We start from the raw sequence: 13,145 nt of genomic DNA, 5'->3' as shown, positions 1-13,145 counted from the left end.
TTGCACGAAAAACAAAGCCCGCACAGCAATGTGGCGGGCTTTTTTGTTGCCTGAGAGATAGTGGCGACCTGATGGTGCGGTAACACCACCAGGCCACCTAGCCACATGCACGAGGTCACGGGCTAAGCCAAGGCCACCATTGCTCTGCAGAGCGGGGTGAGCTTATCACGCTTAAGGACCCCTGATCATATGTACGAATTACGATGCGGCCATTGTGGCAAGAAATTGGCAAATTTTGTGGGGCAGATCGACATTAAGTGTCCCCGTTGTAAGGTCATCAACAATGCGAGTGCCTCTGAGCCCCTGCTTGGAGGTAGTAATGGAAAAACAATTACAGGACGGGTGGGTGCGGTTGGTGAACGCGGACTCGCTGGAGTTTATCAAGACGCTGCCGGCGGCAAGCGTTGATCTGATTGCGACGGACCCGCCCTATTTCGGGGTGAAGCAGGAAGCGTGGGACAACCAGTGGGAGAGTGAGGTCGAGTTTTTGGCCTGGCTCGATGCCTTCCTGGTGGAGTTCCGGCGGGTGCTTAAGCCCAATGGCTCTGTGTACCTGTTCTGCTCACCGCGGATGAATGCTGACGTGGAGATGCTGATCCGGGATCGCTTCCGGGTGTTGAACCATATCGTGTGGGCTAAGCCATCAGGGGTATGGAACCGGATGCGCAAGGCCGATATGCGAGCGTACTGGCCGGCGAGTGAGCGGATCATCTTTGCTGAGCAGGTGGGGGCGGAGGGGGGGGCCAAGGCGGGATCGGGTTATGCGAAGGCATGCCATGATCTGCGCCGTCAGGTGTTTGCCCCGCTGATTGAGTATTTCCGCCATGCCCGGGAGGTGGCTAGTGTCAGTGCTGCCGATATCAACCGGGTAACCGGCACCAAGATGGCTGGCCATTGGTTTGGTGCCAGTCAGTGGCAGTTGCCGAGCCGAGAGCAGTATGCCCAGTTGCAGGCGCTGTTTGCGGAGCGGGGCAGGGCACTTGGGAAGGATTATGCCGGGTTGAGTGAGACCTATCAGGGGTTGCACCAGACCTACAGCCATCTGGTGGCATCCTATGACGAGTTACGGGCGGAGTATGAGCAGTTGCGCCGGCCGTTCTCTGTCACCCAGGATGTGCCGTTTACCGATGTGTGGATGTATCCATCGGTGCAGGCCTACCCGGGTAAGCACCCATGCGAGAAGCCATTGGCCATGATGGAGCACATCATCCGGACCAGCAGTCGTCCTGGTGATGTGGTGGCGGACTTCTTTATGGGGTCAGGCACTACCGGCAAAGCGGCGATCAGGTTGGGGAGGCGGTTTATCGGGGTGGAGCTTGAGAGGCCGCGGTACCTGCAGACCTGTGCGGAGGTGGAGGCGTTGATAGGCGCGGGTAAATAGCGCTAAGAGGCTGCCTGCCGACGGGGACGTGTCGGCAGGCAGCGCAATTATTGAATTTCATGTACCGCTAACCACTTGATGAGCTTGTTGTTGAAGGCATCTGAATCAAGAGCATGGTGCGCTCTACGATGGCAATTTGGGCACAATGCGATCACATTTGCTGGATGGTCAGGTCCACCATCTGAAAGCCGAAATACATGATGAACCTCCAGAAACGGGCCCTTCTTACTGAGAAATGGTGCTGGTTGTGTGCAACCTTCGCAATTGCCGTTAGATCTTGCAAGGGCATAGCGCTTAATGGCTTCAGAACGTAACGCTACATTGGTTACCTTTTGTTGTTGAGTGGCATTACTCGGTGCATCCGTCAGCGCAAGAGCTCTGAGCTGTGCCAAAGAGAGTTTGGATGGTAGCTTCTGGAGTGCTGTGTAGCTGGCCTGTGGCGTTTGAATTTGGTTCCCATTTTGTATGGGAGCGAGAAACCCAAGGTGGAAGATGATTGCCACTCTTGGAACCCCATTACGGTCTGGTCGTAGTTCAGTATGATGTCCTAAACATTCGACTTCACCGAGAAAACGGACATTGTTGTCTGGCTGATATTCGAACAGAAGAATGATCTTGCCATGTGCTGCATGACTGGCAATGGCTTCGTTCCCACGAACCATTTGCATATCGCCCGTTTGCCCTTCACCCGTGTACCAGAACGTTCCGTCTGGTCCTGGCTTGTCGTGATATCCATATGCAGCTCCAGAATCGCTGGTAAAGGCAAAAATATAGGGCACTGAGGCCGGTGTGGATATCCCGCCTTGTTGCTGTCCCTTGAAGGGCCCATGGATATTAAGTCGTCTGTTGTAAATGCCACCGATGATGAATGGATGAGTTGGGACTATCACGTGGATTGCTCTCAGGCTGCTTAGTGAAGGATCTGATTTATCAGATATTTTTACTGAGGTTACGTGAGTCTGAATGTCGATCGCAAGCCGGAAAGTAGTCAATTGTGACTTGCCGCTGGTATAGCGGCGATCACGTTGCGGCAGCTGTTTATTGGGGTAGAACTGAAGAAACCGCGATGCCTGCAGACGTGTACGGAGGTTGAAGTTCCGATAGTAAATTGCGCTAAGGCTGCTTGCTGACAAGGGCGTATCGGCAGGCAGCGTAATTATTGAATTCAGGCGGGAAAAGCCGCAGTTATTCTCGAAGCCACTGGAATGATTGTTACTAAACAGGGCTGTAAACCCAAGAACGTAACCTGATATTTTGGTCGTGATTATCTCTCTGGCAAGGTACAATAGCCGCCAACCAAAGAGGAAAAAATCATGGCCAGTGCTGACCAACTGAAAGCGCTGCTCCAGTCACATCTGGAGGGCGACGATACTCGTTTTTACTCTGTCGCTATGCAGGTGGCTGCTCATGAAGCCAAGCGTGGCCATGGCAAACTGGCTGAGGATCTGCGTACACTAGTCGATCAAGCTAAGACCCGACGGGCCGTAAGGCCTGATAGCAGCGCCGTACCGATCAGTAAGCCAAGAGGAGAGCTCGCCAACCTTCTATCCGTCAGTTACCCCAAATCCCGCATGGGCGACATGGTACTGAATAGCGAGCTTACCCTGCAACTGGAGCGGGTCATTCGCGAGCAACGCCACTCTGCAGAGATCCTGTCCCACGGTCTATCTCCTCGGCGTAAACTCCTGTTAGTCGGCCCTCCCGGTACCGGTAAGACCATGACTGCGTCGGTACTGGCCGGTGAACTAGGGCTCCCATTGTTCCAGGTTCGCCTTGATGGATTGATCACTAAGTTTATGGGCGAGACGGCCGCCAAGCTCAGGCAGATTTTTGAATCTACCCACCAGGTCAGAGGGGTGTATTTCTTTGACGAATTTGATGCCATTGGCTCTCAGCGTGGGCTAGCCAACGACGTTGGCGAAGTTCGGCGCATTCTCAACAGCTTCTTGCAAATGATCGAGCAAGACGACTCTCATAGCCTGATCATCGGTGCGACTAATCATCCGGACATTCTGGATAATGCGCTGTTTCGCCGCTTTGATGACCTGCTACATTACGAGCTGCCGGATGAGGCAAACATTGCCAGTGTCCTTAAGTCTCGCTTGTCTCGTATAGCTGTGAAAAACACCTCCTGGAAACGTTTGGCGGCTAAAGCGTTTGGCCTGAGCTATGCGGAGTTGACTCGCGCATCTGACGAAGTGCTGAAAACAGCTCTTATTGAGCGCACCGAAAGTGTTTCCGAAAAGGATATTTCTCACGCACTGGAAGAACGCCGAAAGCTATCGAATAGGTTGAATAAGATAAGTTAACGATAAGGACATCGCATGCCGGTTAGGGCGCCGAATAACCACCCGCATTTTATTTTTCAAAATAATGCTCGAACAGAAAGCTTCACGTCCCCTTCCACTGGAGGCAGTGGAAAAAGGATACCTGACAGGGACAGGAATGCGCACGGTGGCGCACTGCTTGCGAAGCTCCAGCAACTAACACCAATCTTAGCAGAAGCAGTCGAGCAGCAACGACAAGCCGGTATTGATGAAGGTGTCGGCCTACAAATTGAATTTGAAAGCTTTCCTGATGTTGAGTTAGCTTTTGAATCTCTTGCTCGAGAACGTTCAGGCATAGAACTTCGCAACGTTCGGCAAGACGGCGACCGAACCTTTGCTACAGTCTTTGTGCCAGATGGAAAACTCGAATTTTTTGAAAATCTGATAACTGCCTATCTGGATCAATCGAAAGACTCCGCCAACGGTCCTAAAAACAGAGCTTTGCTCAACGCCATTTCAGAAATTAGAGCTGCAACCTTACAAGCTCTATGGACCGACTCAATTGATTCAATGCCTACGGGAGACGATGAACACCTTTGGTGGGAGGTTTGGCTTCCGACACGAGGCGATCGCCAAAGGGTCGTGCATCAATTCAGGGACATGGCGACCGGGCTGAACTTCCGCATAGCTCCCGGTGAGTTATGTTTCCCTGAGCGTTCTGTATTGCTGGTCTATGGTTCCGTTGACCAGATGAAGCGTTCGATAACGACCTTAAACAGTATTGCTGAGCTTCGCCGCGCTAAGGAAACTGCAGAATTTTTTGATTCCCTGCCACCTAACGAACAAGCAGAGTGGATTGATGAACTGAACGGTCGCTTAACAATTCCCGCAGAAGGTGTCGATGCACCTTATGTCTGTTTGTTGGATACGGGCGTCAATAATGGACACCCCTTGCTGCAACGCGCAATGTCGAATGCAGATAGACACAGCGTTCAACCTGCCTGGGGTGTTGATGATGCTGAAGGACATGGTACGGAAATGGCGGGCCTGGCTCTGCTGGGGAATATGACGGATGCACTTTCTACGGGGGCCCCTATATCAATTTCGCATCGTCTGGAATCCGTTAAGTTACTTCCTGAAGATGGTGCTAACGGTGCTAATGCCATCCTGCACGGCTATTTGACATCCGAGGCGGTAAATCGTCCTATGGTCACTTCGCCACATCGTAAACGGATTTTCGGTATGGCGATAACTGCCAGAGATAATCGTGACCGTGGGCGCCCCTCTGCTTGGTCTGCAACAATTGACCGGCTTGCCTATGATGCTGACGAGCAAGGTGAAACACCAAAATTGTTTGTCATCTCTGCCGGAAACATTAAAGACCCTAACGCCTGGATGGAATACCCTGACAGCAATGCTACCGATGGCATTCATGATCCGGCACAGGCATGGAATGCCTTGACTGTAGGAGCCATGACCAACTTGGTGAGAATCACGGAGGCGGATACACAAAACTATGCTCCAATTGCGGAAGTCGGTGGTTTAAGTCCTTTCAGTACCACATCACAAACGTGGCAACCGCAATGGCCACTAAAGCCAGATGTGGTGTTCGAAGGTGGCAATGTGGCTAAAGACAACATTGGTGCCGCCTGGATGACCAGCTTAAGCTTGCTCACCACTCACGCAAATCCAACGGAACGTTTGCTCACCACAAGCAATGCGACCAGTGCTGCATCAGCGCTTTGCGCTAGAATGGCAGCTCAGTTAATGGCTAGATACCCCAACCTCTGGCCAGAAAGTATACGTGGTTTGATTGTGCATTCTGCGCAATGGACTGACGCCATGAAGCGTATGGTTCTGCCTGCAAGAGGGGAGCCAACCAAGGCACAAATAACTGCATTGGTAAGACATTGCGGGTTTGGTGAGCCAAGCCTCGAAAAAGCCATGTGGAGTGCGGATAACTCATTGACCATGATTTGTGAGGAGTTTTTACATCCGTTTAAACGTGACAGGGCTAAAGAACCTCAGCTACGGGATATGAATCTACACCGTCTGCCATGGCCACTGGACGAGCTTGAAGCGCTTGGCGAAACCCTAGTAGAAATGCGGGTCACCCTATCTTATTTCATTGAGCCCAACCCATCTGCTCGTGGGGTTACCTCGCGTTATCGATATGAATCTCATGGTCTTCGCTTTGATGTAAAACGCCCTCTAGAAAGTGAGGCTGATTTCCGGGCAAGAATCAATGCCGCAGCTAGAGACGATGAAGAGCGTGTTAACAGGAACGACAATGACCCAAACTGGGTGATAGGCAAAAAGAGTCGCCATAAAGGTTCGCTACATTCAGACATCTGGAAGGGTAGTGCAGCAGAATTGGCTAGTCGTGGTGCCATTGCTGTATACCCTTCGCTGGGTTGGTGGAAAACAAGGCCAAAACTCGAACGTTACAATCAGCGCATCAGGTATTCGCTGGTGGTTTCTATCAACGTGCCTGACGTCGATGTGGATTTGTATACCCCAATCGCCAACCAAATTGGTGTTCCGGTTGTGATCGAATAATTGAGTCGAGTGCTTTGATATCACAATTAGGGAGGGTACGAACAAGTGGGGCGCGCCTTCCCTCAATCATCAGCCATCGAGTCATATTCATTTACCAAAAGCACTGGTTTACCATTTGAGAAATTATTACACCGAGAGTGTTAAAAATTCGCATTTCTTAAACTGCAGTTCAGCTGTTTTCATGAAAACATTGCAGACATCTCAATATCGGTCAAAAAAATCCCCTGTAGGGCTCATTTTTAATAATCTCGCATCAATGATGCGTGCTTAAAAATTAAGCAACCTGACTATTCACATCGTCTGCAGTTTTTGCTAATGTAATTGCTAATGATCGAGGACTGCACCTAAACGGGTGCGGTCCTTTTTGCATTCTACGTCTAGGGAAGGTGCGAATAAGTCACCAAACATAAAAATGCGCCCTTGTAAGCATTTGAATTTAATAAACTAAATTTTTCAGTTTCGTTGTGGAGGGTGCTTATTCGCACCCTCCCTAGACCTCTGCTTTGCAGGGGTTTTTTCGTTTCTGGGGGTTCGGATGAGCAAAGAGGAAAGCATGGCTACTGCAGCAGCCCTTGGTGGCACCGCAGTGAAGTCTGGACCTCCGGTTTTAGTATCTAGCATGACGCTTGCCGGCTACTCGCTCAATGACTGGGTGCTGGTGGCTACGCTCTTGTGGATTGTGGTCCAGATGGGCTGGTTCTTGTGGCAAAACATCATTAGTCCCCGTTCTGGGCAGGGTGGTGAGTGATGAGCAAGGTTCGCATTGCCATTGCTGCATTGACGCTCAGTGCAGCCGGGTTTGTGGGGATCTTGAATCGAGAGGGCTATGAGCCGGTGGCATATCCTGACTCGGTTCACGGGACTGCGCTACCGACGCTGGGGTTTGGTAGCACCGAGGGGGTGAAGATGGGCGATACCATCACTCCGCTGCAAGCTATCAACCGCAGCCTGCGGGAGGTGCGGTCGTTCGAGCTTGCCTTGAAGGATTGCATCTCGGTACCGCTCTATCAGTTCGAATATGACGCCTATGTCGAGCTTGCCCACAACATCGGCCCCGGGGCCTTTTGCCGATCCACCATCGTGAGACGCCTGAACGTTGGCGATTACCCTGGAGCCTGTGAAGCCATTTTACTGTTTAAGCGTGCCGGCAAGCAGGACTGCTCGGTGCCAGGGAATCGAGTGTGCCCTGGGCTTTGGAAAGACCGGTTGCGCCTCAACGCCAAGTGTAAGGGGATGTGATGACACTGTTCCCGCAGAGTAACGCTCTCCCTTTCCTGGTCGGCGCACTGGTGATTGCTGCATTGGCCGGTGGTGGCGTAGCCCTTTACCAGTCAGGTCATTCAGCTGGTGAAGAGGGTGAGCGCAAGACCTGGCAAGCAAAATGGGATAAGCAATCTGCCGAGCTGGCAGAGGCCAGAGCTCAGAACGTTCAACTGGCGCGTGAGGAAGAGCAGCGTCGCCAGCGTGCTATCGACAAGGTGAGGCAAGATGCGGAACAACAAATCGCTCGGGTTGAGACTGATGCCGCTGCTGCCAGTGCTGTTGCTGCTGGGGTGCTCGAGCAAGCCCGCCGCTTGGCAACCAGAACCAGCCGGTGCGCCAGCCATTCCAGCGTTACCCAGTCAGGCGATGCAGCCAGACAGCCCGCCGTGGTGCTCGCCGACTTGCTCGGCCGGGCTGATGCGCGAGCGGGAGAGCTGGCAAGAGCGTATGACCGAGCTAGAACAGCAGGTCTTGCCTGCGAAAGAGCCTACCACTCCCTGATTTCCCAACAGTAACCGAATCGCCGCACCGGGCCACTTTCCCATCTGGCGGGTCGTCCCGCGTTAATCTGTGCCGGTGCGGCACCTTTCAGGATCAGCTATGCCTCCACGTGTGCCCAAGGTCTGTCGTGAGCGGACCTGCCATCAATTGACGACCGAGCGTCATGGCTACTGTTCTGTCCATGTTCATCTACTCGATGGATGGAAGAAGGTAGCCAGGGTCAGTGCTGATGATCGCGGCTATAACTGGGCATGGCGCAAACTGCGCAAGCGGATCTTGGTGAGGGATAACTACCTCTGCCAGGTGTGCCTTGCCCTTGGCATTGTGACACCAGCAACCCAAGTGGATCACATCGTCAATAAGGCTGCTGGCGGTACCGATGCTGAGTCCAATCTGCAGGGCATATGCAACCATTGCCACGATGCCAAGACACGGGCAGAGGCACTGGCAGCCCGCCAGGCTGGGCGCCAGAGGGGGTAGGGGGGATCAAATCCTTCCAGCTTTTTGCTTCCCCCACTGCTCCGCCTCGTCAAATTTTTATACCCGCGAAATTAAAAATTTAAATGGAGGGCGCGATGGCCGGTGCAGCTGCCGTGCCCGGGCGCGGTAGAAAGCCCAAGCCGACAGCTCTGAAGCGCCTGGGTGGTAATGCCGGCAAGCGGGCACTGAATAAAGATGAACCCACCTTCACCCCATTGATCGGAGTTGCCTGCCCTGAGTGGTTGGCAGAAGACCAATGGGCCCCAACGCTGTGGGATATGGTGATCCGTGAGCTCTGCGGTGCCGAGGTGCTCTGCGTAACCGACCTGCACAACCTTGAGGCCTTCTGCGCCGCCTACTCGCGCTGGCGCAGAGCCGAGATCGAGATCACCAAACACGGCCTGGTTGTCGAAGGGGCAACCGGCGGGCCGGTCAAAAACCCCGCCTGTACCGTGGCCAACGAATCACTTAAGCAGATGACTAGCTACGGCTCGCTGCTTGGGCTGGACCCGTCCAGCCGCTCACGCCTGATCGGAGGCAACAAGAAACAGGGAGGGGGGAACCCGTTCGCAGCTTTGTAGGGATGACCGATGGCAACACGCAAAAGTTATCCCTATGTCAACGTAGCGAACGGCTACGCCCGCGACGTTGTACGCGGCAAGATCCCCGCCTGCCGCTATGTCATCCAGGCCTGTCAGCGCCACCTCGATGATCTGGCCAAAGAAAAATCAACTAAGTTCCGATACCGCTTCGATAAGGACAAAGCCGAGCGGGTAGCCAAGTTTATTCAGCTCATGCCCCACACCAAGGGGGAGTGGGCATTCAAGCGCCAGACCCTGAATCTTGAGCCGTGGCAGTTGTTCATCGTCTGCTGTGTATTCGGCTGGGTGCGCAAGGGCAGTGGCCTGCGCCGTTTCCGTGAGGTCTACAACGAGATCCCCCGCAAAAATGGCAAGTCAGCATTGTCGGCCCCAGTGGGGCTTTACTGTTTTGCTGCAGACAACGAATTCGGTGCCGAGGTTTACTCCGGCGCCACCACAGAAAAGCAGGCGTGGGAGGTGTTCCGCCCAGCTCGCCTCATGGCTAAGCGTACTCAGGACTTCCTCGACAATTACGGGGTAGAGGTCAACGCCAGCAACCTGAACATCCCTGCTGATGGTGCTCGCTTCGAGCCGCTGATTGGCAACCCGGGTGATGGTCAGTCGCCATCCTGCGCCATCGTGGATGAATACCACGAGCACGATAGCGACGACCTCTACACCACCATGATCACTGGCATGGGGGCTCGTCGTCAGCCACTGTTGTGGGGCATCACCACGGCCGGCTACAACGTCGATGGCCCCTGCTATGACAAACGGCGGGAGGTGATAGAGATGCTGGCCGGCACGGTGCCGGATGATGAGTTGTTCGGGATCATCTACACCATTGACGAGGGTGACGACTGGACGGATCCGGCAGTGCTGGCGAAGGCCAATCCCAACATGGGTGTCTCTGTCTATGCCGAATACCTGCTGGCGCAGCAGGCCAAGGCGATCAAGTCGGCCCGCTTTGCCAACATTTTCAAGACCAAGCACCTCAACGTCTGGGTCTCGGCCAAGACGGCATTCTACAACATGCAGAGCTGGGCAGCCTGTGAGGACAAGAGCCTCACCCTGGAGCAGTTCGCCGGTGACGAGTGCATCCTCGGTTTCGACTTGGCTCGCAAACTCGATATGAACTCCATGGCGCGACTGTTCTGGCGAGATATTGACGGTAAGCGCCACTACTACTCGGTGGCGCCCCGCTTCTGGGTGCCGGAGGATACCGTTTTTGATAACGACAACCGGCGACTGGCAGAGCGCTACCAGAAGTGGGTCAACCTTGGGGAGCTCAGCACCACAGACGGGGCCGAAATTGACTATCGCGAGATCTTCGAAGAGGCGAAAGAGGCCAACCTGAGCAACAAGGTCTTGGAAACCCCGCTCGATCCTGCTGGTGCCATCGCCCTGTCTCACTCATTGGCGGACGAGGGTATGTTCCCCATCACCATCACCCAGAACTATCAGAACATGTCCGGTGCCATGAAGGAGCTAGAGGCAGCCATCACGGCTGGTCGTTTTCACCATGACGGCAACAGCCTGATGACATGGTGCATCGGCAACGTGATTGGCAAGTTCCTCCCTGGTAACGATGACATGGTGCGCCCCGTAAAGGAGAGCGCGGATCAAAAGATCGACGGCGCGGTCGCGCTGATGATGGCTATCGGTCGAGCCATGGTGCCTGACCGGGAAGAAGAGAGCTCCATCTACGAAACCTCGGACGTCTTATGTTGACACAACTTTCAATTTTCATTGTGGGCCTGATCGGCGCTGCGGCGCTGGCCTATGGTGCCAGCCTCTACTCACCGCCTTTGGGGTGGGTTGTCGGCGGCATGCTCTGCTTGGCTTGGTCATTTTTGATGAGCAAAGCCGTTGCCGCAGCGGACTATGCCAAGCGTAACAAGGGGGATAGCTGATGTTCCTGCCAATCATGTTCGGCAGCGGGCGCAAGGGTGGGAACTTCAGTCAGTGGATCAGCAGCATGGGCGGCAGGACAGCAAAGTCCGGCGTACTGGTTACGCCCGAGACGGCTCTGACCCAAGGCGTTGTGAGAGCCTGTGTCACGTTGCTGGCTGAGTCAGTCGCTCAGCTACCCTGCGAACTGTATCGCCGTGAAGATGACTCACGTAAACGCGCAACCGAGCACCCGCTCTACGATATTGTCCACGCCAGTCCAAACCAGAAAGATACCTCGTTCGAGTTCAACGAACTGCGTATGGGGCATCTGGGCCTGCGCGGTAACAGCTATAGCCTGATTGACAGGAACGGCAGTGGTTACATTACCGAGCTGATCCCGGTCAATCCGGACAAGATTGCTGTGCTCAAGGGGCCGGATGCGCTGCCCTATTATCAGCTGCTTGATGGCAGCAACCAGATCCTTCCGATGCGAATGGTGCACCACGTCAAGGCATTCAGTCTTGATGGTTATCTGGGGCTGTCACCGATCCAAACCAACCCTGACAGCATCGGGCTGGCCATGGCAGTGGATGAGCATGCCGGGCGGGTGTTTGCCAATGGCACCACCTTGTCAGGTGTTATCGAACGGCCTGCAGGAGCAAAGGCGATAGGCGATCAGAAAGTCATCAACGCCATTTTGGACAGCTTTACGTCCCGTCACTCCGGGCTGCGTAACTCCTTTTCTGTCGCAATGCTTCAGGAAGGAATGCAGTACAAACAGTTGGCGATGAATAACGAGCAGGCCCAGCTGCTTGAGTCACGGAAATATGGCGCCATCGAAATCTGCCGCCTCTACAAAGTGCCGCCGCACATGATCGGCGAGCTGGATCGGGCAACCAACAACAACATCGAGCATCAGGGGCTGCAGTTCGTCATCTACACCCTGCTGCCGTGGGTCAAGCGCATCGAGGCCGCCATGATGCGCGATCTGCTGCTGCCGAGTGAGCGCAAAGACCTCTATATCGAGTTCAACCTCTCCGGCCTGCTGCGGGCAGACCAGAAGTCCCGTTACGAGTCATACGCCCTCGGTCGCCAGTGGGGCTGGCTCAGCGTCAACGATATCCGCCGGTTGGAAAACCTGCCCCCGATCCAGGGTGGTGATATCTACCTGACCCCGCTCAACATGGTCTCTACCGGCAAGCTGCCGCAAGGCATCAGCCAGGCGACCCAGGAACAAATCACGGAAATTGAGGCCATCCTATGCCGAAGCTGATGATCAACTACCCGCACCTGGCCAGCCAGGTGTTCGGGTGTCCGCTCTACGTCACCCAGGAGGTGCTGGCAGGGGTCAAGAGCCTGCTGATGCCCCGCATGCTGGGCAACCAGATCGAGGTGATGGCCGCCGATGACCTGCCGGATGGGCTGGAACCAAAACCGCTCGAGGCCCGCAGCGAATCGCAATACCGCGTGGAAGGGCTGGCGGTGATCCCGCTGCACGGCATTCTGGTGGCGCGGCGCGGTCAAATCGATAACGCCTGCACCGAGCTGACCAGCTACGAGTGGGCGCGGGCGCAGATCGCCACGGCGCTCGCCGACGAGCGGGTCAAAGAGATAGTGCTCGACATCAACTCCGGCGGCGGCCATGCGGTCGGCTGCAAGGAGCTGGCCGACTACATCTATGCCAAGCGCAGTGTCAAGACGATCACCGCGCTGGTCAACTTCTCTGCCTACTCGGCGGCCTACTTCATCGCCTCCGCCTGCAGCAAGGTGGTGGTCAGTGAAACCGGCGGCTGCGGCTCTGTTGGTGTCATCATGGAGCACATGGAAGTGAGCAAGTGGGAGGAGGAGGTGGGGCTCAAGTTCACCACCTTCTATCGCGGTGACCGCAAAAAGGACGGCACCCCCCATGAGCCCCTCAGCGATGGCGCCATGGCAGCCATCAACCACCGCATGGATCAGGCCTACGACCTGTTTATCAGCTCGGTGGCCCGCTATCGCGGCCTGTCAGTCGAGCAGGTGAAAGCCACCGAGGCCACCCTCTACAGCGGGGATGAGGCGGTCAAGAACGGGCTGGCCGATGAGCTGGCCAATCCGCAGGACTATCTCAACGGTCTGGCTGCTAGCGTGGCCAAGTCAGCAAAACCGGTACAAAGCATCAGCCTGCGGGCCCGCGCCATAGAATTACAAAGCCATGGGTGAAGCTTGTTTCTACACATTGGA

The 13,145-nt window shown here is 54.8% G+C and carries 14 protein-coding genes; 13 read left to right on the top strand and 1 reads right to left on the bottom strand.

The annotated features are described in order from the left end of the window. Nucleotides 1-189 precede the first annotated feature (189 nt). Nucleotides 190-408, top strand: a complete 219-nt coding sequence (locus PG898_RS21315) for a Com family DNA-binding transcriptional regulator (RefSeq protein ID WP_420885087.1) — start codon at nucleotides 190-192, stop codon at nucleotides 406-408. Beyond that, nucleotides 320-1,381 (top strand): DNA-methyltransferase, encoded by a 1,062-nt coding sequence (locus tag PG898_RS05910; RefSeq protein WP_270824002.1) that lies wholly within the window; start codon nucleotides 320-322, stop codon nucleotides 1,379-1,381. Before PG898_RS21315 ends, PG898_RS05910 begins: the two co-directional genes overlap by 89 nt. 47 nt (nucleotides 1,382-1,428) lie before the next feature. Here PG898_RS05910 and PG898_RS05905 read toward each other — a convergent pair whose 3' ends face one another. Further along, nucleotides 1,429-2,712 (bottom strand): HNH endonuclease, encoded by a 1,284-nt coding sequence (locus PG898_RS05905; protein ID WP_270824003.1) that lies wholly within the window; start codon nucleotides 2,710-2,712, stop codon nucleotides 1,429-1,431. On the opposite strand from PG898_RS05905, the gene PG898_RS05900 reads away from it, so the two are divergent. From PG898_RS05900 to PG898_RS05850, 11 genes are all read left to right on the top strand, one after another. Further along, the gene (locus PG898_RS05900; RefSeq protein WP_270824004.1) at nucleotides 2,695-3,690 is read left to right on the top strand and encodes an AAA family ATPase; all 996 of its coding nucleotides are present in this window, start codon (nucleotides 2,695-2,697) and stop codon (nucleotides 3,688-3,690) included. The genes PG898_RS05905 and PG898_RS05900 overlap by 18 nt on opposite strands. 15 nt (nucleotides 3,691-3,705) lie before the next feature. Further along, a complete protein-coding gene (locus PG898_RS05895; protein ID WP_270824005.1) occupies nucleotides 3,706-6,207 on the top strand; it encodes a S8 family peptidase in 2,502 nt (833 codons plus the stop codon). Nucleotides 6,208-6,742: 535 nt separating this feature from the next. Further along, a complete protein-coding gene (locus tag PG898_RS05890; protein ID WP_270824006.1) occupies nucleotides 6,743-6,955 on the top strand; it encodes a hypothetical protein in 213 nt (70 codons plus the stop codon). Then, the gene (locus PG898_RS05885; RefSeq protein ID WP_270824007.1) at nucleotides 6,955-7,446 is read left to right on the top strand and encodes a lysozyme; all 492 of its coding nucleotides are present in this window, start codon (nucleotides 6,955-6,957) and stop codon (nucleotides 7,444-7,446) included. The genes PG898_RS05890 and PG898_RS05885 overlap by 1 nt, the downstream gene beginning before the upstream one ends. Continuing rightward, nucleotides 7,446-7,985 (top strand): DUF2514 family protein, encoded by a 540-nt coding sequence (locus tag PG898_RS05880; RefSeq protein ID WP_159143665.1) that lies wholly within the window; start codon nucleotides 7,446-7,448, stop codon nucleotides 7,983-7,985. Before PG898_RS05885 ends, PG898_RS05880 begins: the two co-directional genes overlap by 1 nt. 85 nt (nucleotides 7,986-8,070) lie before the next feature. Then, the gene (locus tag PG898_RS05875; RefSeq protein WP_270824008.1) at nucleotides 8,071-8,451 is read left to right on the top strand and encodes an HNH endonuclease; all 381 of its coding nucleotides are present in this window, start codon (nucleotides 8,071-8,073) and stop codon (nucleotides 8,449-8,451) included. A gap of 95 nt (nucleotides 8,452-8,546) precedes the next feature. Further along, nucleotides 8,547-9,032: a phage terminase small subunit P27 family gene (locus PG898_RS05870; RefSeq protein WP_042083210.1), complete on the top strand. Its 486-nt coding sequence runs from the start codon at nucleotides 8,547-8,549 to the stop codon at nucleotides 9,030-9,032. A 9-nt stretch (nucleotides 9,033-9,041) separates the two neighbouring features. After that, the gene (locus PG898_RS05865) at nucleotides 9,042-10,763 is read left to right on the top strand and encodes a terminase large subunit (protein ID WP_181222459.1); all 1,722 of its coding nucleotides are present in this window, start codon (nucleotides 9,042-9,044) and stop codon (nucleotides 10,761-10,763) included. Next, on the top strand, nucleotides 10,757-10,945 hold the full coding sequence (locus PG898_RS05860; RefSeq protein ID WP_139462619.1) for a hypothetical protein: 189 nt from the start codon (nucleotides 10,757-10,759) through the stop codon (nucleotides 10,943-10,945). The genes PG898_RS05865 and PG898_RS05860 overlap by 7 nt, the downstream gene beginning before the upstream one ends. Next, nucleotides 10,945-12,198 (top strand): phage portal protein, encoded by a 1,254-nt coding sequence (locus PG898_RS05855; RefSeq protein ID WP_181222458.1) that lies wholly within the window; start codon nucleotides 10,945-10,947, stop codon nucleotides 12,196-12,198. Before PG898_RS05860 ends, PG898_RS05855 begins: the two co-directional genes overlap by 1 nt. Further along, a complete protein-coding gene (locus tag PG898_RS05850) occupies nucleotides 12,186-13,124 on the top strand; it encodes a S49 family peptidase (protein ID WP_181222457.1) in 939 nt (312 codons plus the stop codon). The genes PG898_RS05855 and PG898_RS05850 overlap by 13 nt, the downstream gene beginning before the upstream one ends. Nucleotides 13,125-13,145: the final 21 nt, after the last annotated feature.

Origin of the sequence: Aeromonas sp. QDB31 (assembly GCF_027707605.1) — a bacterium.
In the GTDB taxonomy this organism is placed as follows: domain Bacteria; phylum Pseudomonadota; class Gammaproteobacteria; order Enterobacterales; family Aeromonadaceae; genus Aeromonas; species Aeromonas media.
The sequence above is the reverse complement of the archived record's forward strand: the minus strand, read 5'-3'. Positions and strand labels throughout refer to the sequence as shown.